Raw genomic sequence first — 19,155 nt, 5'->3', positions numbered from 1 at the left:
CGCGCACGCCGAGGCCGTGTGGGATCGCGTGGCAGCCGGCGCCGAGCCCGTGGCTTTGAGGGTCGCGCCGTCACCGATCGGGTCACAGGTGTCGGTGAAGGGCGTTGAATTCGCGAGAATACTCAGAGAAACGGCACCGGACGAGGGCACCCCGACCTTGCATCAGGGCTAAGATGGCCCGATGGCCAACCGCTTGGCGAGCGAGAGCAGCCCCTACCTCCGCCAACACGCCGGCAACCCGGTCGACTGGCACCCGTGGAGCGCCGAGGCGCTGGCCCGCGCACGCACCGAGCAGAAGCCGATTTTTCTTTCGGTGGGCTACAGCACGTGCCACTGGTGCCACGTGATGGAGCACGAGTCGTTCGAGCATGCCGAGATCGCGGCGCTGCTCAACGCTCATTTCATCAGCATCAAGGTGGACCGCGAGGAACGGCCCGACATCGACCGTGTCTACATGCTGTTCGTCCAGGCCACGACCGGGCAGGGCGGCTGGCCGATGAGCGTCTTCCTGACACCCGACCTGCAGCCGTTCTATGGCGGCACGTACTTTCCTCCGACGGCGCGGTTCGGCCGCCCCGGTTTCCTCGAAATGCTCCAGGAGATCAGCCGCACGTGGCGTGAGGAGCGCAGCCGTGTGACCGCCTCCGCGGCCACGCTGACCGAGCGGCTCCGCGATGCGACACGCCCTGAGCCGCAGGCCGACGACGGCGTGCACGTCGCACCGCCGGCGGCCCTCGACACGGCGCTCGCCGTCTACGTGAAGGCCTACGACCCGCGGTTCGGCGGCTTCGGCGCGGCGCCGAAGTTCCCGCGTCCGTCCGAACTCCTGTTCCTGCTCCGGCAGCACGCGCTCTCGGGCAACCCCGAGGGTCTCGACATGTCGCTCGAGACGCTGCGCGCGATGGCGACGGGCGGATTGCGCGACCACGTGGGCGGCGGCTTCCACCGCTACTCGGTCGACGCGTTCTGGCGCGTCCCGCATTTCGAGAAGATGCTCTACGACCAGGCGCAACTCGTGCTCGCGCTGCTCGAGGCCTCGCAGGCATCCGGCGATCCGTTCTACGCGTCGGTCGCCGAAGACACGCTCGCCTACGTGGCGCGCGAACTGACCGGCCCCGAGGGCGGCTTTCTTTCCGCCGAGGATGCCGACAGCGTGCCGGCCGACGAAGCCGATGCGCCCCACCCGCGGCGCCTCGAGGGCGCCTTCTACCTCTGGAGCCTGGAGGACGTGACCGATGCCGTCGGGGCGGCGCTGGCGCCCCTCGTCATCGAGCGGTTCGGTCTGTTGCCCGGAGGCAACGCCCAGGATCCGCAGGGAGAGTTCCGCGGCCGCAACGTGCTGTACGTCGCCCGCGACCTCGAGGACCTGGCCACAAGTCTCGGACGGCCCGTCGACGAGATCATCCGCGACCTTCGGACCGCGCGGCAGCGGCTGTATGTCCATCGCGGCGAGCGGCCACGCCCGAGGCTCGACGACAAGGTGCTCACTGCGTGGAACGGGCTGATGATCGCCGCGTTCGCCCGAGCGGCGCGGCAACTCCGCAGCCAGAGTCCGCAGGCCGCGACGTGGCTGCGGGCGGCCGAGCGGGCCGCGCAATTCCTCCGCGACAGCCTGTGGGATGCCAATCGGGGTGCCCTGTTGCGACGCTGGCGCGCCGGCCATGCGGCCATCGACGCATATGCCGAGGATTACGCGTATCTGGCCTGGGGGTTGCTCGAGCTGTTCGAGGCCACGGGCGAGGCGTCGTGGCTGGAATGGGCACGCGATCTTCAGGCGCAACTCGACGACCGGTTCTGGGACGACGTCGCGGGCGGATGGTTCTCGACGACCGGTGACGATCCCAGCGTGCTGCTGCGGATGAAGGAGGACTACGACGGCGCCGAGCCTGCTGCCAGTTCGGTGGCCGTCGGCAACCTGCTGCGCCTCATGCACCTGACGCCTGACGCGACAGCAGCGGCGCGCATCGAGCGGACGCTGGCCCGCGGCGGTCTCGCCATCGGCCAGGCGGCGCGTGCCGTGCCGCACATGCTGGCCAACCTCGCCATGTACCATGCCGGCCTGCGGCAGGTCGTGATCGTCGGGCCGCCGGACGCCCAGGATACTCAGGCGCTGCACGACGTGGTCGCGCGCCACTACCTGCCGTTCGCCATCTGCGTGCCGGTCACGCCGGGGCACGCACAGGCGCGCCTGACGCACCTGCTCCCGTTTCTCGCGACGCTGCAACTGCGGGATCAGCGGGCGACGGCGTACGTGTGCGAAGGCTTTGCCTGCCAGGCGCCCACCACGGATCCGGAGACACTCGCACGCCAGTTGGGAGGCCTGCCGTGACGATCTCGACATCGCCCTCCGATGCCCTCGAAGTCATCACCCTGTCGGTCGAGGACGGCCTGGCCGCCGAGGCAGGCGGCGCGACGCGCCTGGAGGTCGTCCGCGACATCCGCGCCGACGGCCTCACACCCGACGTGCGCGTGGTCGAGGCGCTGCTGGAACGCGTCGGCATTCCATTACGCGTGATGATTCGGCCGCGCAACACGTTCCTCGTCGGCGACGACACGCACCGGGACGAGATCGCTGACGACGCTGCGCTGTTTGCCGATCTGCCGGTCGACGTCGTCACCGGTTACGTGCGCGCCGCAGCGGACGGATCTGCCGAGATCGACGAGGCCGCGCTCGCGCTGGTGGCCGAACGAGTACCGCGGGCCCGCATCACCGTACACAGGGCCATCGAGCGGATCAGCGGCGACCCCACCGCGGCGCTGCGACGTTGCCCGGCTGTCGATCGCGTGCTCTCTGGCGGTGGCGCCGGCGCATGGGCGTCACGCGCGGGGGCGCTCGTGCGACTGCAGGCCGCGATCGTGCCGGTTCGCGTGATCGTCGGCGGTGGCGTGTCGATGGAGGGCATCGACGTGCTCGCGCCGTGCTCGTCACTGCGCGAACTGCACGTCGGGCGACTCGCGCGAACTGGAGAGTCCTATGGCGCGCCGGTCGACGCCCGCATTGTCGCGACGCTGCGCGATCGCTGGCTGTCGCGGGGACGATAGGCGCCGGCCGCCCGATGCCAGGGGCGGCTCTCCGACGCGGGGTCGATTTCAACGACGGTAGGGCCGGGCTCCCCGACGCCGGGCCGGTTTCAACGACGGTAGGCCGGCTCTCCGACGCAGGGCCGGTTTCAATGACGATAGGGCCGGCTCTCCGAGCCCGGCCATCGCGACCTGTCAGGCCTGTCGGGCCTGCAGCAGTCGCGCCACGTCGTCGGGGTCCATCTGGATGGCAATCTCGGTCACGTGGCCGTCGACGTCGACAGTCATGGCGAGGTCGGCGTTGCTCACCCACCCCTCGCCGGTGTCGCGCAACCGGCCCGTGAGGTCGATGTGGCCGGTCCCGAGGCCGTGCCGGATCTCGAAGTCGCGCACTGCGATGCCCGGGGCCGTCAGGGTGTACTGCAGGGCCTTCACCAGCAGCCGGTACCCGCCGGGGCCTCGCGCCACCAGCCGCACGAGCGGGTCGGTGGGCGGCCGGCCAAGCGTGTCTTCGTAGGCGCGGCCGTTGAGGCGGAACACCGCGTCCTTGTGAAGGATGCCGTCCGGCAGGTCGAGGCTGCCGCGATTGAATGCGTCCACCCACTCGGTCATGCGGCCCACGAATTCGCGCGGCGTCAGCATCGAGGCGAGTGTAGCAGCGGCCGGCCGCCGGCGAACCTCAGGATTTGCACGAATGTGGCGGGTTTCTGCACGCGGCGTGGTGCCGACGCCATCTCCCTGCCACGAGCGGGCTGAAGTGTGCAATTCTTGGAGTTTATCGATTCCCGAGCGATTCACATCCATGACCTACGACGTCGAAATCATGCTGCGCGCCAACGAGAAGGTCTTCACCGAGACCGTCCACCACATCGGCGGGGACGACCCCGCGGCCTGGACCGTCGACGATGCGAGCACGGTGCTGCAGTCGACCCTGCTCGCCATCGATCGCGCGCTGAACCCGGGCCGCAGCGACGAGCCGTCCGCGCTCACGTTCAGGGGCATCAACTGGATCGTCAGTCCGCATGCGGAGGGCGCGTTGATCGCCCTCGAGATCCACAGCGCGTCGGCGGTCGCCGGGCCATTCGCGCTGCCGCAAGCGAAGCTGGAGCAGTTGCTCAACGAAGCCGTGAAAGCGCCGCCGGCCAATAGCGGCGGCGTGGTGCATTAGTGCATTGTGAAAATGCCGCGATGCCGTGATGCCGAATGCCGCGCTGCGGGCCGCACCACGCGCGGCGCGCGCATCGCCCATGCAGGCATTAGGCATTAGGCATTAGGCATGAGTGAGTGCCACCCCGCCGGGATGGCGAAACTGGCAGACGCAGGGGACTTAAAATCCCTTGATCCGTAAGGGTCGTGTGGGTTCGATTCCCGCTCCCGGCACCATCATTCGCTTCGCTCATGCCGGTGCACGAGCGAGCATCAGGCGCCCGGCTCCGCCCTGCGGGCTCGCCGTGGCGCTCGATTCCCGCTCCCGGCACCAATTTCATTGGTTGAAGTGACCGTCGGTCCATGCCCAGTGCCACTCGATCGTGCCCAAATTGTGCCCACTTGTCGACGCCGTGGATCCAGCGCAAGGGCAGTAAGGCAACGGGTTTGGAGTCGCGCTCAATGAAGCCGTCTCGCCTTGTCGATACACGTGTCATCTGGGAGGGAGGGCAGAAGCGATGGGGACACCTTACCCCCAGCTCTTGTTGTTGGCTTACACGATTCTTGCTGCAGCGTTGCAGGCGCCGTCGCCAGAATCGCCTGAGGAACGAGCCAGGTGGAATCGTATGTTCGAGGTCCAACCGGCTCGTATCCGCTGGGAGCCGAACGCCTTCCTGATGCAGGTGGCCAACGAGCTGAAGCCTGGAGACGCTCTGGACATTGGCATGGGGTCTGGGCGGAACGCGCTTTACCTGGCACGGGCGGGGTGGAACGTGACTGGGTTCGATACGTCCACGGTCGGCGTGGTGAAGGCGCGGGCGGCCGCAACCGAAGCGAAGCTGGCGCTGAATGCCATCGAAGCGGATATGTTCGCGTTCGACTATGGGACAGCTCGATACGATCTCATCGTCGTGATGTACATGGGCCGTATTGAGCCGCTCGGGGCCCGGATCGTGACCGCCCTTCGCCCAGGCGGCCATCTTGTCATCGAGCATTACGGAGGGGGATACGAACCAGATTCACTGCCCCGGGTGTTTCCAGGGTTGGAGATTTTACGGTATTCAGAGGATGAAGGGTTTCCTGACTACAACCAGCGGACGAAGGGTCCCGTACTGCGCTTCCACGCCCGTAAGGCGCTAAATTGACCGTCGCACTGGACGCTGCTGGTGGCTGGCAGTGTATTCGTCCAAACATACGACGACGCTGGCACATCTCAAGCCCATCCGACGCGCCCCGACAACGCCTGAGTCATCCATCGTTACAAGACAGCATGGTCATGCTCTGTGCACCCGCGCGGATGCCGTCTACGCTCCCTTCGCACGTCGATTCAGGGCCGCTGTGAAGACGTGTGGCCTTCGCACGATCTGATCCTTGTGCCCAAGTCGCGGTGATTGTTCGCCGTACTCGGCCGACCGCCAGGAAGGAGCAGAGCCATGTCGTGGATAACCGCTGCTGAACGTGGGTGGAAATTGCGGGTTGCGGTCGTCGTGATCCTGATAGGCGGGCTTGGCGCCGGCGTCGCGGCACGCCAGAATCCGGGAGGCGTTATCGAGCTTCTCGAGCAGATCCTGGCGTCGCTGACGACGGTGCAGGAAGGCGTCGATGGCCTGATCGCCGCAAATGATTCCAATGTCGCGTTTACGCCGATGGTCGAGTTGCGTAGCGGGGTGTTGTATTGCGGCGTCGTCAACATCGCTGATTCGACGCGCAGTGTTGAGATCGAGGTCTTCAATACAGTCACCGGGGAGTTGACAGCGGACGGTTCTGCCCCTGCTTTGGAGCCGCGGCGAAGCCACACCACGGCCTTTGTGCCCGCGTCCCTGTTTCCAGGCTCCTATTACTGCAAAGTCGCGGTGCTCGATGGCAAGAGCCAGGACATTCGCGGAGCCCTTCTGATCAAACCGGCGCAGGACGCAACGACTGCACTCGTGGCAGCCGCGCAGTAAAAAAGGACCCACGCGAGGCTGGAGCCGACGACCGCTGACGCGGGCTAAGGTCGCCCCCGGCGGTGGCCGCGGCACTGGCAAGCCAGGCCGTCCCGACGGCCGTCTATAGAGGATTGCACGCGATGGCAGGGCAATCCTGATTGACGCCAACACCTGGAGGCAGGGATGGTGAACGGTCGTTCGTACGCATGGGCGCTGGCGATCCTGGTGGGACTGGTTCCTGCGGCAAGGGCGCAGGTGAGGCCGGACCCCGGCGCGCCAGCCGCCGCCGTGGCGCGACTGTTCCCGGCCGACGCCCGCATCGGCCTGGTGGACTTCACCCGCGTGGCCGCGGTGTCCACGTCAGGGAAGGCGATGTCGGCGCGCATCGAGGCACTGCGGTCCAGGAAGGAAGCCGAGGTCAACGCGCGCAGCAAGGACGTCGCGGCCCTCGAGAGCAAGCTGCAGAGCGCTGCCGTCCTGAACGCGGCTGCGCGCGAACAGTTGCGGCGCCAGTTCGAGCGTGCGCAGGTGGATTTCCAGCGATTCACGCAGGACGCCCAATCCGAAGTGCAGCAGGTACAGCGCGAAGTCGAGCAGGCGTTCCTCGAGAAGGCACGACCGGCCGTGGCGGAGGTGGCCAAGGAACGGTCGCTGTGGGCCGTCCTGAGCATGGGCGACAGCGGACTGGTCTGGTGGGAGCCGGCGCTGGACCTGTCTGACGAGATCGCGAAGCGCATCGACGCCAGTCCGGCCCCTTGACTCGTCGCATTGGCGCGGGCGGGGGGATGACGCCTCCCCCTCGTCGTCATCGGTCGACCTTAGCCGTGGCGAAGTTGGAAGGTCGACGGCTACGGCTTCAATGGCGCTTCAATCGCGCCTGTAGCTCGTCGCGCCGCCCTGGACGTCGTCCTCGGCGGCTGCGTCCAGGTCCTCGTGGATGCTCTGCGTGTCCGCGCCGATGGCCCTGACCTCGGCGGCCATGTCGCTGACCGTCCGCGCATTCGACGCCTGCAACAGCACGATCGCCCAGACGCCCGCGGCAATCGCAGCGAGAAGCACCTTCGTCACCCTGTCGGTTCCCACGTTCCGTCCTCCTGGCCGCACCGATGCGGCAACCCAGCGTAGCCGACTCGACGTCCGCGGTAAGCCGCGGCGAGACGCTCCGGTCTCAGCTCGGTGCCCTCGACATTCCCGGCATTCCCGGCATTCTCGGCATCGCGGCATTACGAATTGCCACCCGTCCCCCCCCCGGCTATGCTCTCGCGCACACGCTCACCGATGCCGCGGGAGCTGTCGCGCCCGCTGGAGAGGAGTCGCCGATGTTCCGTTCCGTCGTGCTTGCCGGCGGTACCGCGCTCGCGGTCGTCACGCTCTCATCGCTCACCCAGGCGCAACTGTTCACCCTGACGCGTGAGCAGCTGGTCGCCTACACGGCGCAGAACCCGTTCGAGCGACTGCCGGACGGGCGGCCGAAGGTGCCCGACGCGCTGATCGCGCGGGCGCGGGCCCTCTCGTCCGAGGACATCCTCACCGTGCTGCCGGGGAAGGGCTTCCGCAACCAGTACGAGGATGGCTTCCAGATCCTGCGCCCTGGTACCAAGCTCGTCGGGCGCGCGTTCACGGTGCAGTTCATGCCGGTGCGACCCGACGTCGAAGAGGTGCTCAACGCGAACGCGAAGGCTGCCAACATCCCGCGCCTCGGCAACCAGTTCGCGATCGATCAACTGCAACCCGGCGACGTGCTCGTCGTCGACCTCTTCGGCAAGAAGGAGGGCGGCACGATCGTCGGTGACAACCTGTTCTACTACGTCGACAAGGCCACCAGGGGCGGCGGCCTCGTCGTCGACGGGGCGGTGCGTGACCTCGAGGGGCTGTCGCAGATCGCAATGCCGGCGTACTTCCGCCATGCGCATCCGACGGCGATTTCCAACGTGATGATTTCGGGCGTGAACATCCCGGTGCGGATTGGCGGCGTCACCGTGATGCCTGGTGACCTGGTGGTCGGCGATCGCGAAGGCGTCTACTTCATTCCGCCTGCGCTCGTGACCGAGGTCCTCGACAAGGCCGACGAGACCCGCATCCACGACGAATGGACGAAGCGGAAATTCGACGAGGGCAAGTACAAATCCAGCGAGATCTACGGTTCGCCACGCGATCCCGAACTGAAGAAGGAATACGAGGCGTATCTCAAACAGCGGCTGGCCGAGATCCGCAAGGGGCAGCCATAGTGTCGATCACCATTCCTCGGACTCTCCCTCGACGTACATCACCGACACGACCATCGCCACCGCCACGGCCGTCGCGCCGATGAAGGCGATGGTCTCCTGTTCCTGTCGCATGGTGTCGAACCGGCCGGGCAGGAGGATCGCTGCGGCCAGCCAGATCAGGCCACCCACGAGGAAGGCGCCGCCAGCGACGCGATTGGTCCGGTACCACTCCTCGTCGGACATCTCCTTGCCGTGCTTGCCGGGGCCCAGCGGGCCCTTCGGTGAGAGTTGCCCGCACAGCATGGGGGCCGCCGCCAGGATCAGCACGATGGGACCGATGACCATGAGGAATGTTTCGCGGAAGAGGACAGTCCCCCCCGAGGCATACCTGTCATCGGCATGTCGGGGTCGACGTCTGAATCATGTCAAGGGAGAGCTTCCATGACGTCGCCACGAGTGAGCGGCCTGCTGCTGCACCCGACGTCGCTGCCCGGGCGCTACGGCATCGGCGATCTCGGCGTCGAGGCGCATCGGTTTCTCGACTTCCTCGAACAGGCCGGTCAACGCGTGTGGCAGGTACTGCCGCTTGGCCCGACGGGGTACGGCGACTCGCCGTACCAGTGCTTCTCGGCGATGGCCGGCAATCCGTTGCTCGTGAGCCCGGAGCGCCTGGTGCAAGACGGCTGGCTCGAGCAACGCGACCTCGAACCGCTGGCGGCGCTGCCGGTCGGGACCAGCGACTTCGATCAGGTGATCGCGCCGCGCCGTGATCTCCTGGTGCGCGCCTTCGCACGCTTCGACGCCCAGGCGATGACGGCGCAACGGGAGGCCCTCGATGCGTTCTGCGCCGAACATGCGTGGTGGCTCGACGACTTCAGCCTCTTCATGGCGCTCAAGGAGGCCCACGGCATGCGCGCCTGGACCTCGTGGCCCGGCCCGCTGCGCGATCGCGCACCGGGCGCGCTCGAGGACGCCAGGCGGCAGCATGCGGCCGCGTGCCGGCGGCACCAGTTCGTGCAGTGGCAGTTCTTCGCGCACTGGCGAGCCCTTCGCGACGCCGCGGCGGCTCGCGAGATCACGCTCATGGGCGACATGCCGATCTTCGTGGCCCACGACAGCGCCGACGTGTGGGCACACCGCGATCAATTCGACTTGCGTGCCGACGGCGCGCCACGCGTCGTGGCGGGTGTGCCTCCTGACTACTTCAGCGCCACGGGCCAACTGTGGGGCAACCCGCTGTATCGGTGGGATCGCATGAAGGCCGATGACTTTTCGTGGTGGATTGGTCGCATGCGCATGACGCTCGCGCTCGTCGACCAGATCCGCCTCGATCATTTCCGCGGTTTCGTTGCCTACTGGGAAGTGCCTGGCGATGCGACCACTGCCGCGTCCGGTGTCTGGCAACGTGGGCCTGGCGGCGACCTCCTCGCCGCCGTGTCGGCAGCGCTCGGGCCGCTGCCGATCGTCGCGGAGAACCTCGGCTTCATCACTCCCGACGTCGAGGATCTGCGGACACGTCACGGGCTGCCCGGCATGGCGATCCTGCAGTTTGCATTCGGGACCGACCCGCAGGCGCCCGACTTCCTGCCGCACAACTTCACGCGCGATCGGGTGGCCTACACGGGCACGCACGACAACGACACGATGATCGGCTGGGCGCGCGGTGGCGCCGGCGAGAGCGCGCGATCCCCGGACGACGTCGCGCGCGAGCGGCGGTACGCCGAAGCCTACCTCGATGCGTCGGGCGACGACCTGGCGTGGGCGGCCATTCGCGGCGTGCTTGCCTCGGTGGCCGATACGGCGATCATCCCCGTCCAGGACGTGCTCGGACTCGGCAGCGACGCGCGCATGAACGTGCCGGGACGCGCCTCGGGCAACTGGCGCTGGCGCCTGCAGCCAGGCGCGCTGAAGGGGCCGCACGCATCCGGGTTGCGCCGGCTCGCGGATCTGTACGGCCGCCTCCCACCATCGCGCCAGACCTTCGCGGTTGCCTCACGGACGGAGGCGGCGCCCGCGTCGACCTGAAGGTCGACGCCTACAGAGTCGCCCGGAGGGCTCAATCGCCATCGGTGTTCGTCAATGCTCCGGTGTCGCTGGAGCAGCGGCGACCTGCGTCCCCGATTGGACGGCTACGCCGCCGACCCGTAGCCGTCGACCTTTAGGTCGACGGTCGGCTTCGATTGTCGGCCGTCTGCGACTGCCGAGTGCCGAATGCCGCATGCAGGCCGGGCTCGGAGGGCCGCGGCGCTACCGACGAGGGCCGAAGGCCGAGTGACGAGGGTCGAGGTCAAGGCACCGACACATCCGGCAGGCGGCGGCGCGATCCTAGCAGAGCTCGCAGGACCAAGGTCCAGTGTCGGCGCGTGTGGCGGAGTTGTTAGAGTCGCCCGGCGCGCGAGTCCCGGGCGTTGCGTACAATGGGGCGTTGGCTCGGCCGCACGAGGGCGTGCGGGCCTGCCCGAATGTTCCCGCTTCGCAAGGACGCCTGAATGAACGCGCAAATCGGCATGGAGATCAACGAGCGAGCCCGTCGGGCCCTGACCCGCGTGCCGCCTTCGGTCAAGGTCACGGACGAGATGGTGGCCGATGTCGCCGACGCGCTGCGCGGCGCAGTACGGGCGGCCTACCAGAACGCCGCGGTGATCGCGACCAGTCGCACGCATGAGGGTGCGCCGCTCGAGGAATCGCGGGCCCGCAGGTCGGAGGCGCAGGACCTCGCGCACGCCTACGAGAAACTGGCCAACGAGAGCCGCTGATCATCGGGGGCGAGCCACGGCCCGCCCCAGACGCGCCTCCGTCCGGCTGGCGATAGCAGCGGGGTTCCCGCGAAAGGACGGAGTGGTTGACGGCAACGAGAACGCCGACCGCGGCCTCGTCGCCACCCGCCTCGAACGCCTGATCACCGAGCGCGCGTACTTGTTCGGCCAGCTCGGCTATGTGCGTGACCGATTCAAGGACATCGACTATCTCATCGCGCCGACGGCAGGCATCGGCTACAAGGTCGTCGCGACCGACCGCACCACCTTCGACGTCGACACCAGCCTCGGCATGGCGTTCGAGAAGAACACCGGCCTGGAACTCGAGACCGACGGCGCGGTGACCCTCGGCGAGAAGTTCAGCCACAAGCTCTCGGCCAATGCCGCGATCACACAGGGATCGACCGCACTCTGGAAGATGGACGACTTCGGCGACGCGCTGTATACCTTCAGCGCCGGCCTGGCGGCCTCGGTGACCACGCGTGTCCAGCTGAAGCTCGAGTTCCAGGACGTGTACAAATCGCGGCCCACCGGCGACGCGGACAAGAACGACATCGCCTTCATCACTGCGTTCGTCTACAAGTTCTGACCGGGAGCGACAGCATGCTCAAGGAGTTCAAGGAGTTCATCGCCCGAGGCAACGTCATCGACCTTGCGGTCGGCGTGATCATCGGCGCGGCGTTCGGGGCGATCACCAAGTCCGTCGTGGACGACCTCGTGATGCCGATCATCGGCATGATCGTCGGCAAGGTGGACTTTGCCAACCTGTTTGTCACGCTGAGTCCGGGCAAGCTCACGGGGCCCGCCGCCACCCTGGCGGAAGCGAAGGCAGCCGGCGCCGTCACGCTGAACTACGGACTGTTCATCAACGTCTTGATCAACTTCTTCCTGATCGCATTCGCGGTCTTCCTGCTCGTGAAGTTCGTGAACCAGATGCGCAAGCAGATGATTCACGAGAAAGATGCGGCGCCGGCGCCGCCGCCGGAGGACATCGAGTTGTTGCGCGAGATCCGCGACGAACTCAAGCGCACCCGTGCCTGACGATCCGATCGTCGAGTGCGTCCCGAACGTCTCCGAGGGCCGCGATCCCGCTGTGATCGCGGCCCTTGCTGCGGCGGTGGCGGCGATGCCCGGTGTCAGGCTGCTCCACGTGGACAGTGGCGTCGATGCCCATCGCACCGTCTTCACCTTCGTCGGGCCGCCGGAGCCTGTCGGCGATGCCGCCATCGCCCTTGGGCGGGAAGTGGCCGCACGCATCGACATGCGACGCCAGCGCGGGGCGCACCCGCGCCTCGGCGCACTCGACGTCTGTCCCTTCGTGCCCGTTCGCGCCACCAGCATCGAGCGGTGCGCGCGACTGGCCAGGCGCGTCGGCGCGACGCTGGCCCACGATCTCGGACTGCCCGTGTACCTCTACGAGGCAGCCGCATTCGATCCCACGAGGCGAGCGCTGCCGCTGCTGCGACGCGGCGAGTTCGAGGGACTCGCCGATCGGCTGCGCGATCCTCGCTTCGTTCCGGACTTTGGTCCACGCCTCGCGCATCCCACCATGGGTGCGGCCATCGTCGGCGCCCGTCCGTTCCTGATCGCGTGGAACCTGTCGCTCGACACGTCGGACGTGGACCTCGCACGGTCGATCGCCAGGCGTGTGCGGACCTCCGGCCAGACGACTCGCGAACGAAGTGGGTTGGCGCGTCACCCGGGACTGCTGCCGGCAGTTCGCGCCGTCGGATGGGGCATGCCGTCCTACGGGCATGCGCAGGTGTCGTTGAACCTGCTCGACGTCACGGTGACGCCGATGCACACGGCCTGGCGAGTCGTGTCCGAGGAGGCCGAAGCGCACGGCACTCGCGTGATCGGATCGGAGTTGATCGGCCTTGTTCCGTTGGAGGCGCTTCGTGCTGCAGGCCGCGCGGCAGTCGCCGGCGGACAGGACACGCCGGATGCCGCGCTCGTGGCTGCGGCGGTTCGATCGTTGCGGCTCGACGCACTCGGCCCCTTCGACTCTTCCCGCCGCGTCCTCGAATGGGCGATGGACAGGTAGGGACGCCTCTCTGAGGCGTCCACGGCCTCTCCGAGGCGTCCAGCGCCTCGCCCTTGGCTTGGGTCATCGCCGCCGACTACGGACCGATCGGCAAGACATGGACCGCTCTGAGAGCGGTCCCTACCTAACTGGCGAAGGCACCGGTCGCGATCAGGAGGGCAATGGCCTCGATGTCTGCCGTGAGCGGCCGGTCCGTCTCGAGCGGCGGCACGACGCTGCGAATGCGCGCATGCGCGGTTTCGACCTGGACCCCGGAGCGCAGCGGACGATGGTCGTCGAGCGCCTGGGCCGCGCAGAGCAACTCGATGGCCACGACGGTGCGTGTGAGTTCGAGGGCGCGTTGCGCCTTCGCGGCCGCGCGCGGCCCGAAGGAGTTGTAGTCCTCGATACCTGCCGAGGTCGGTACGTTGATGACCGATGCCGGCATGCACAGTCCGGCGAGTTCGTTGCAGCACGCCGCCGCGGTGTACTGCACGACCATCAGGCCCGAGTTCAGTCCTGGCGACGGGCTCAGGTACGGTGGCAGGCCGCTCTCCGGATCGCGCGCCGAGAGCAGGAAGAAGACCCGTTGTTGGGCAATGCCGGCAACGTGGGTCAGCGCGATGGCCAGCACGTCGAGCGGCAGGGCCACCGGCATGCCGTGGAAGTTGCCCGCCGATATCAGCGACACGCCGGCCCGATCCTCGTTGGCGCCCACGAGCAGCGGGTTGTCGGTGACCGCAGCGAGTTCGTGCGCCAGGGCCGCCTGCACGTACCCAACCGCGTCGACGGCTGCACCGAGCACCGCCGGTGCGCACCGGAACGAATAGGGATCCTGCACGCGGCTGTCATTCACGCGGTGGCTCTCGACGATTTGCGTGCCCTCGAGCAGTGCGCGCAGCCGTGCGGCCACTGTCGACTGCCCGGGTTGCGCGCGAAGGGCATGCACGCGGGCGTCGAGGAAGACGTCGGTCGCCTTGGCCGCGTCGATTGACATCGCGCAGCCGACCAGCGCCGCCGGCCAGAGCGTTTCCCATTCGGTCAGGAGCAGCGCCGCTTCGGCGGCCATCAGGTGGGTGCCATTGATCAGCGCCAGGCCTTCCTTGGCCTCGAGCATCAGCGGTGCGATGCCGGCCCTGGCCAGCGCAGTGGAGGCGCTCGTGCGCGTGCCCGCGACCGACACGTCGCCCTCGCCGATCAGCGTGCACGCCACGGCCGCGAGCGGCGCGAGGTCGCCGGACGCACCGACGCTGCCGATCGACGGCACGACCGGCGTGATCCCGTGCGCCAGCAGCGCGAGGATCTGCTCGACGACGATCGGACGAACGCCCGAGGCGCCCCGAGCGAGCGAGGCCGCGAGCAGGAGCATCATGGCGCGCACGGTGTCGGCCGGCAGCGCGTCGCCGACGCCTGCCGCGTGCGAGCGCACGAGGTTTCGCTGGAGATCGCGGAGCTGGTCGGGGGGAATGCGTGTCCGGGACAGCGACCCGAAGCCGGTATTGACGCCGTAGTGAGGCAGTCCGTCCTCGACCAGTCGTTCGAGCTGCGTGCGTGCCTGGGCGAGCCGCTCGCGGGTCGAGGAGCCGAGCGACACCACCGCCTGGCCGCGCGCCACGGCGGCGACCTGTGTGAGCGTCAGTGGAGACCCGTCCAGCGTGATCAGCATTGCCGCGAGTGTAGCCGCCGACCTTCAGGTCGGCGGAATCTGTCGTGTAGGTCGTTACACGGCAAGCCAGCGTCGACCTGAAGGTCGACGCCTACGTCGAAAGAGATGTAGCGGCCGGACTTGTCCGGCCGTCCCCTCTGCGCGCCGGACAAGTCCGGCGCCTACACATGCCCCATCAGAACCCGGGCGACGCGCCCGCGGCGGTCCCGGTCGCGGGTCTGGCGACGGGCGCTGCCGCCGGAGCCGTCGGCAACTTGCCCCCCAACAACGTGCGCACCCAGAAGTCGTGCGCCTCGCGCGCCGAGTGCTTCCGCTGGCTCGCCTGCAGGCCGTGGCGGGAGTCGGGATAGACCATCAGCTCGAACGGCTTGTCGTGCGCGGTCAGCCAGTCGACGACTTGCATCGAGTTCTGCATGTGCACGTTGTCGTCGATGGTGCCGTGCGTCAGCCGCAGCCCGCCGACGTACTTGTCGATGTAGGTCAGGACCGCACCGTCGCGGTAGCCGTCCGGATTCTCGCTCGGGCGATCCATGTACCGCTCGGTGTAGACCGTGTCGTACAGGCGCCAGTCGGTCACGGGGGCGTGCGCGAGCCCGATGTTGAACGCCGGCGCGTCCTTCGTGAGCGCCATCAGCGTCGTGTAGCCACCGTAGCTGCCGCCGGTGATCGCGATGCGGTCCCTGGCCACGAACGGCTGCGCGCGCAACCAGTCGGCCGCCTTGCCGTAGTCGTGCATCTCCCACTTTCCGAGGTTGCGATGCATCAGCGCGACGCCCTTCTTGCCGTGGTGGCCGCTGCCGCGATGGTCGACGGCCATCCAGATCACGCCACGCTGCGCCCAGTAGTGTGCTTGTGTCGACGCCCAGCTGTTGCGCACCGTGCCCGCATCGGGACCGCCGTAGATGCTCACCATCACGGGGTACGTCTTCTTCCGATCGAAATCAGGCGGCAGGACCCACACCGCCGGCAGGTCGTAGCCGTCGCCCGAGGGAATGGTGAAGACCTCGCCCTTGCCCCAGGCATAGGTCGCGGTCGTGTCGCCGCGCGCGGACGCGACTTCGCGCACCACCGTGCCGTCGGTCTTGTACAGCGTCATCACCGGCGGGTCGGTCACGCTGGAGCGGGTCGCTAGGAAGTACTGGCCGTCGGACGCCATCCGCACCGTGTACGTGCCCGGTATCGTCGTCAGCGTCTCGACACCCGAGCCATCGAGCCGGACCTTGCGGACCTCGGTGTTCCACGTCGAGCCGATCGCGCCGGGCTGCGCCATCACGTACACGACACCGGCCGCCTCGTCCACGCGGAGGATGCTGCGCACGCGCCAGGCGCCGCTGGTGATTTGCCGCGTCCTGGTGCCGTCCGCGGCGTGCACGTACAAGTGGTCCCAGCCGTCGACGTCAGTTTTCACGAGCAGATCGCCGTTGGCGAGCGTCGTCAGATCCTCGAACCACGAGACCCAGGCGGCCTGCTTCTCCTCGAACAGCGTCGCCACGGCGCCCGACCTGGGATCCCCGTGCAGGACGCGAATCGTGTCCTGCTCGCGGTTCATCCACTGGATGAGCACCTTCGCGCTGTCGCGCGTCCAGGACAGCCAGGCCAGGTAGTGATCCGCCTCGGGCGGAAACTGCATCCATGTGACCTTGCCGCCGCCGGCCGCCACCGCGCCGACCTGCACGAACGGGTTCGGGTCGCCGGCCTTCGGATAGCGCTGCTGCTCCAGCTTCCCGTGCTGTCCGTCGGCCCAGTAGATCGGGAACAGCGGCACCGGCGCATCGTCGAAACGCAGGAACGCAAGCCGCGTGCTGTCGGGCGACCACCAGAAGGCGCGGTAATTGCTGGCGCGGCCGAGGATCTCCTCGAAGTACACCCACGAGGCATAGCCGTTGCGGATGGTGTCGCTGCCGTCGCTCGTGAGCTGGCGCTCGAGGTGCGCCCCGAGGTCGTAGGTGAAGAGGTTGCCGCCGCGCGTGTAGGCGATCTGCTTGCCGTCGGGCGACAGCGTCGGGTTCTCTTCGACGCCCGCGGTTTGCGTGAGCCGGAAGCTCGTGCGGGCCGGTACGTCAACGGCCCAGAGATCGCCGCTCACGACGTAGATCCGCAACGCGTCGTCGCCGGTGCGCGCCGCCACCGGGTTGTTGGTGAGCCCGGTCGGTGCGACCTGGGTCAGGGTCGCCGGGTCCTGGTGCAGGGTAGCGGTGCCATCGGCGGCGCGCACCTTCCACACCTTGCCCTCGCGAACCTCGAGCCAGTGCTCGGCGTCGAGCCAGCCGGTCACCTGGGGGAGTGGCCGGAGTCCCGCCTGCCCGGCGGAGCGGCCGGTGCCACCGAAGGCCTCGTCGTAGGTGAACCACTGCTTGCCTCGCGTCTGCGCGAGCGCCGGGGAGGGGAGCACGAGCCCGGCAAGAAGGAGCGAGGCGAGGAGACGCTGCGACACGGAGACAGCCCTTTCACGGCGAAGATCGGCATCGGCTGGAGGTCGGCCGTACCCGCAAACGCCCAGTGTATCGCAGGGCGACGGTACAATCGGTGCAGTGAACGTGGCTGCCGCCGTGCTGGTCGTCGTGAGCGCCGCGGCAGCGACCGGGGCCGCGGCCCAGTCTCCTCTCCCGACGGTCAGCGAGCGAGTCGTCGTGACAGGCACCGCCGCCCCGGCGACGGAGGGCGCGGTCGGACGCACGCTCGCGGTCGTCACCGCCGACGACCTGGCGCGTCTCCCTGTCGCCTCGGTGACCGACGCGCTCCGCCTGTTGCCCGGCGTGTGGGTCCGTCAACGCGGCCCGTACGGGTCGCAGACTGACATCAGCGTGCGCGGGGCGTCCTTCGGCCAGACGCTCGTGCTCGTGGACGGCGTCCGCATCAACGATCCGCAGACAGGGCATCACTCGGGCGACCTGCCGGTGGCACTCGAGGACATCGCCCGCATCGAACTCCTGGCCGGCGCGGGCTCGTCCCTGCATGGCGCCGATGCCGTGGGCGGTGTCATCAACATCATCACCAGGCGTGACCCGTCGGCTCCGTCGGCACGCCTCGCCGGGGGCGACTACGGGCTCGTGCAGACTGGCGCCGCGTGGCGTCCGGCGACCCTGGACGTGCTGACCGGCCTCAGTGCCTCGGTCGATCGATCATCCGGGTTCGCCCCAGCGCGGGATTTCCTGCACCAGCAGGTGCGCATGGACCTGCGCTTCGGCGCGACCACGGTGGCCGTCTCGCACCTCGACAAGGACTTCGGTGCGGCTGGCTTCTATGGGCCGGCGCCGTCGCGGGAGTCGACGATCCAGACACTCGTGTCGGCGCGCGATCAGCGGCGTGTGCGGCCCGAGTGGACGCTCACGAGCGACGCCTGGTACCGGACCCACGGCGACGAGTTCCTCTACGACCCACGCGTGCTCGGCACCCAGCCGAACCGGCATCGCACACATGTCGCGGGCGGTGGCGTGCGCCTCGGTGGTCCGCTGACAAAGTCGCTGCGGCTCACGACCGGGCTGGAGGCGACGGCGGACTGGCTCCGTTCGTCGGCGCTCGGGGACCGCAACGAGGGCCGACTGAGTGGCTTTGCCGAACTCGAGGCCCGCCTTGGCCGTCTCCTGCTGTACCCGAGCGCGCGGGTCGACACGTACTCGACGTTCGGGACTGCGGTCAGCCCGTCGCTGGCGATGGCCCTGCCCGTGCAGCCGCGCGTGAAGTGGCGGGCGAGCATCGGGCGGGCCTTCCGGGTCCCGACGTTCACCGAGCGGTTCTACACCGACCCGAATCATCGCGCCAACACCGCACTCGAGCCCGAGCACGGGTGGACCGCTGACACGGGCGTGGATACCTACCTCGGCGGCACGTGGGTGGGCACCCTTACGGGATTCGTGCGGCGGGAGCGCGACGTGATCGACTGGGTGCGGCCCGATGCGACGGTCCGCTGGCGGACCGAGAACATTCGCGACGTGCGGAGTCACGGTGTCGAGGCGTTCGTGCGGGGGCAGCACGGTCCGGTCGCGCTTGGCGCACAGTACACCTGGACCTCGGTCGAGACCGATCGGCTCGTCGGGCTGTCGAAATACGTGGACGACTACGCCCCGCATGGCGTCGGCGGCGATCTCGCGCTGCAATTGCCGTGGTCGTTCTCGACCGGGCTGCGGCTCGAGCACCGGCGGCCGGTCGGGCGGTCATCGTGGACGACGGTCGACGCCCGGCTGGCCCGTCCGATCCGTCGCGTGACCGCGTTTGTCGAGGTCGCCAACCTTGGCGACGAGCACTACGAAGAGATCCGCGGTGTGGAGATGCCCGGGCGATGGGGCAGGGCGGGGATCTCGGTCAGATGACCGTAATTTCGGAATGGCACAACTTCACAATTGCACCATCAACTCAGTGCGTCGGCGCTTCGCGTGCGGTAGGAAATTCTGCAATTCTTGCAATTCTG

The 19,155-nt window shown here is 68.1% G+C and carries 18 protein-coding genes and 1 tRNA gene; 14 read left to right on the top strand and 5 right to left on the bottom strand.

All coding sequences use genetic code 11. The features are described 5' to 3' along the window. The first annotated feature begins 181 nt into the window (after window positions 1-181). On the top strand, window positions 182-2,329 hold the full coding sequence (locus LuPra_RS21445) for a thioredoxin domain-containing protein (RefSeq protein ID WP_110172641.1): 2,148 nt from the start codon (window positions 182-184) through the stop codon (window positions 2,327-2,329). Then, entirely contained in the window at window positions 2,326-3,042 is a 717-nt protein-coding gene (locus tag LuPra_RS21440; RefSeq protein WP_110172640.1) for a copper homeostasis protein CutC, read from the top strand. Before LuPra_RS21445 ends, LuPra_RS21440 begins: the two co-directional genes overlap by 4 nt. A gap of 174 nt (window positions 3,043-3,216) precedes the next feature. On the opposite strand, the gene LuPra_RS21435 is transcribed toward LuPra_RS21440, so the two are convergent. Beyond that, the gene (locus LuPra_RS21435; protein WP_110172639.1) at window positions 3,217-3,663 is read right to left on the bottom strand and encodes a hypothetical protein; all 447 of its coding nucleotides are present in this window, start codon (window positions 3,661-3,663) and stop codon (window positions 3,217-3,219) included. Window positions 3,664-3,823: 160 nt separating this feature from the next. Here LuPra_RS21435 and LuPra_RS21430 point away from each other — a divergent pair, with 160 nt between their 5' ends. From LuPra_RS21430 to LuPra_RS21410, 5 genes are all read left to right on the top strand, one after another. After that, window positions 3,824-4,189, top strand: coding sequence for a hypothetical protein (locus LuPra_RS21430; protein WP_110172638.1), 366 nt, complete (start codon window positions 3,824-3,826; stop codon window positions 4,187-4,189). A gap of 126 nt (window positions 4,190-4,315) precedes the next feature. Then, a tRNA-Leu gene (locus tag LuPra_RS21425) sits at window positions 4,316-4,404 on the top strand. 389 nt (window positions 4,405-4,793) lie between these two features. Further along, window positions 4,794-5,312: a class I SAM-dependent methyltransferase gene (locus tag LuPra_RS21420; RefSeq protein WP_157899508.1), complete on the top strand. Its 519-nt coding sequence runs from the start codon at window positions 4,794-4,796 to the stop codon at window positions 5,310-5,312. A gap of 288 nt (window positions 5,313-5,600) precedes the next feature. After that, on the top strand, window positions 5,601-6,113 hold the full coding sequence (locus LuPra_RS21415; RefSeq protein ID WP_110172636.1) for a hypothetical protein: 513 nt from the start codon (window positions 5,601-5,603) through the stop codon (window positions 6,111-6,113). A 168-nt stretch (window positions 6,114-6,281) separates the two neighbouring features. Next, window positions 6,282-6,854, top strand: a complete 573-nt coding sequence (locus LuPra_RS21410) for an OmpH/Skp family outer membrane protein (RefSeq protein WP_162271464.1) — start codon at window positions 6,282-6,284, stop codon at window positions 6,852-6,854. Window positions 6,855-6,962: 108 nt separating this feature from the next. On the opposite strand, the gene LuPra_RS21405 is transcribed toward LuPra_RS21410, so the two are convergent. Continuing rightward, the gene (locus LuPra_RS21405) at window positions 6,963-7,178 is read right to left on the bottom strand and encodes a hypothetical protein (protein WP_110172634.1); all 216 of its coding nucleotides are present in this window, start codon (window positions 7,176-7,178) and stop codon (window positions 6,963-6,965) included. Between the two features lie 236 nt (window positions 7,179-7,414). Between LuPra_RS21405 and LuPra_RS21400 the strand changes: the two genes are divergently transcribed. Next, window positions 7,415-8,323, top strand: a complete 909-nt coding sequence (locus tag LuPra_RS21400) for an RraA family protein (protein WP_110172633.1) — start codon at window positions 7,415-7,417, stop codon at window positions 8,321-8,323. Window positions 8,324-8,329: 6 nt separating this feature from the next. Here LuPra_RS21400 and LuPra_RS21395 read toward each other — a convergent pair whose 3' ends face one another. Continuing rightward, window positions 8,330-8,647: an SdpI family protein gene (locus tag LuPra_RS21395; RefSeq protein WP_110172632.1), complete on the bottom strand. Its 318-nt coding sequence runs from the start codon at window positions 8,645-8,647 to the stop codon at window positions 8,330-8,332. 54 nt (window positions 8,648-8,701) lie between these two features. On the opposite strand from LuPra_RS21395, the gene malQ reads away from it, so the two are divergent. The 5 genes from malQ to ftcD all read left to right on the top strand — a co-directional run bounded on the left by malQ (window position 8,702) and on the right by ftcD (window position 13,102). Next, window positions 8,702-10,327, top strand: a complete 1,626-nt coding sequence (malQ, locus tag LuPra_RS21390; protein WP_110172631.1) for a 4-alpha-glucanotransferase — start codon at window positions 8,702-8,704, stop codon at window positions 10,325-10,327. A 464-nt stretch (window positions 10,328-10,791) separates the two neighbouring features. After that, on the top strand, window positions 10,792-11,058 hold the full coding sequence (locus LuPra_RS21385) for a hypothetical protein (protein WP_110172630.1): 267 nt from the start codon (window positions 10,792-10,794) through the stop codon (window positions 11,056-11,058). Beyond that, entirely contained in the window at window positions 10,964-11,647 is a 684-nt protein-coding gene (locus tag LuPra_RS21380; protein WP_110172629.1) for a DUF481 domain-containing protein, read from the top strand. The genes LuPra_RS21385 and LuPra_RS21380 overlap by 95 nt, the downstream gene beginning before the upstream one ends. 14 nt (window positions 11,648-11,661) lie before the next feature. Then, window positions 11,662-12,099 carry a large conductance mechanosensitive channel protein MscL gene (gene mscL, locus LuPra_RS21375; RefSeq protein WP_110172628.1) on the top strand — a complete coding sequence of 146 codons (438 nt, stop codon included), beginning with the start codon at window positions 11,662-11,664 and terminating at the stop codon, window positions 12,097-12,099. Next, entirely contained in the window at window positions 12,092-13,102 is a 1,011-nt protein-coding gene (ftcD, locus tag LuPra_RS21370; protein WP_157899507.1) for a glutamate formimidoyltransferase, read from the top strand. Before mscL ends, ftcD begins: the two co-directional genes overlap by 8 nt. 124 nt (window positions 13,103-13,226) lie before the next feature. On the opposite strand, the gene hutH is transcribed toward ftcD, so the two are convergent. Together hutH and LuPra_RS21360 are read right to left on the bottom strand one after the other, a co-directional pair. Beyond that, a complete protein-coding gene (gene hutH, locus LuPra_RS21365; RefSeq protein ID WP_110172626.1) occupies window positions 13,227-14,747 on the bottom strand; it encodes a histidine ammonia-lyase in 1,521 nt (506 codons plus the stop codon). A gap of 175 nt (window positions 14,748-14,922) precedes the next feature. Next, window positions 14,923-17,181, bottom strand: coding sequence for a S9 family peptidase (locus LuPra_RS21360; RefSeq protein ID WP_162271463.1), 2,259 nt, complete (start codon window positions 17,179-17,181; stop codon window positions 14,923-14,925). Window positions 17,182-17,278: 97 nt separating this feature from the next. Here LuPra_RS21360 and LuPra_RS32175 point away from each other — a divergent pair, with 97 nt between their 5' ends. Then, on the top strand, window positions 17,279-19,057 hold the full coding sequence (locus LuPra_RS32175; RefSeq protein ID WP_162271462.1) for a TonB-dependent receptor plug domain-containing protein: 1,779 nt from the start codon (window positions 17,279-17,281) through the stop codon (window positions 19,055-19,057). Window positions 19,058-19,155 lie beyond the last annotated feature (98 nt).

It is taken from the genome of Luteitalea pratensis, assembly GCF_001618865.1.
Lineage (GTDB): Bacteria > Acidobacteriota > Vicinamibacteria > Vicinamibacterales > Vicinamibacteraceae > Luteitalea > Luteitalea pratensis.
The sequence above is the reverse complement of the archived record's forward strand: the minus strand, read 5'-3'. Positions and strand labels throughout refer to the sequence as shown.

Bases quoted from the DNA above. Each gene is read 5' to 3' on its own strand.
- LuPra_RS21415 (WP_110172636.1), top strand. From the start codon at position 5,601: ATGTCGTGGATAACCGCTGCTGAACGTGGGTGGAAATTGCGGGTTGCG.
- mscL (WP_110172628.1), top strand. From the start codon at position 11,662: ATGCTCAAGGAGTTCAAGGAGTTCATCGCCCGAGGCAACGTCATCGAC.
- LuPra_RS21445 (WP_110172641.1), top strand. From the start codon at position 182: ATGGCCAACCGCTTGGCGAGCGAGAGCAGCCCCTACCTCCGCCAACAC.
- LuPra_RS21435 (WP_110172639.1), bottom strand. From the start codon at position 3,663: ATGCTGACGCCGCGCGAATTCGTGGGCCGCATGACCGAGTGGGTGGAC.
- hutH (WP_110172626.1), bottom strand. From the start codon at position 14,747: ATGCTGATCACGCTGGACGGGTCTCCACTGACGCTCACACAGGTCGCC.
- LuPra_RS21395 (WP_110172632.1), bottom strand. From the start codon at position 8,647: ATGGTCATCGGTCCCATCGTGCTGATCCTGGCGGCGGCCCCCATGCTG.
- LuPra_RS21380 (WP_110172629.1), top strand. From the start codon at position 10,964: ATGAGGGTGCGCCGCTCGAGGAATCGCGGGCCCGCAGGTCGGAGGCGC.
- LuPra_RS21430 (WP_110172638.1), top strand. From the start codon at position 3,824: ATGACCTACGACGTCGAAATCATGCTGCGCGCCAACGAGAAGGTCTTC.
- LuPra_RS21385 (WP_110172630.1), top strand. From the start codon at position 10,792: ATGAACGCGCAAATCGGCATGGAGATCAACGAGCGAGCCCGTCGGGCC.
- malQ (WP_110172631.1), top strand. From the start codon at position 8,702: ATGTCGGGGTCGACGTCTGAATCATGTCAAGGGAGAGCTTCCATGACG.
- LuPra_RS21420 (WP_157899508.1), top strand. From the start codon at position 4,794: ATGTTCGAGGTCCAACCGGCTCGTATCCGCTGGGAGCCGAACGCCTTC.
- LuPra_RS21400 (WP_110172633.1), top strand. From the start codon at position 7,415: ATGTTCCGTTCCGTCGTGCTTGCCGGCGGTACCGCGCTCGCGGTCGTC.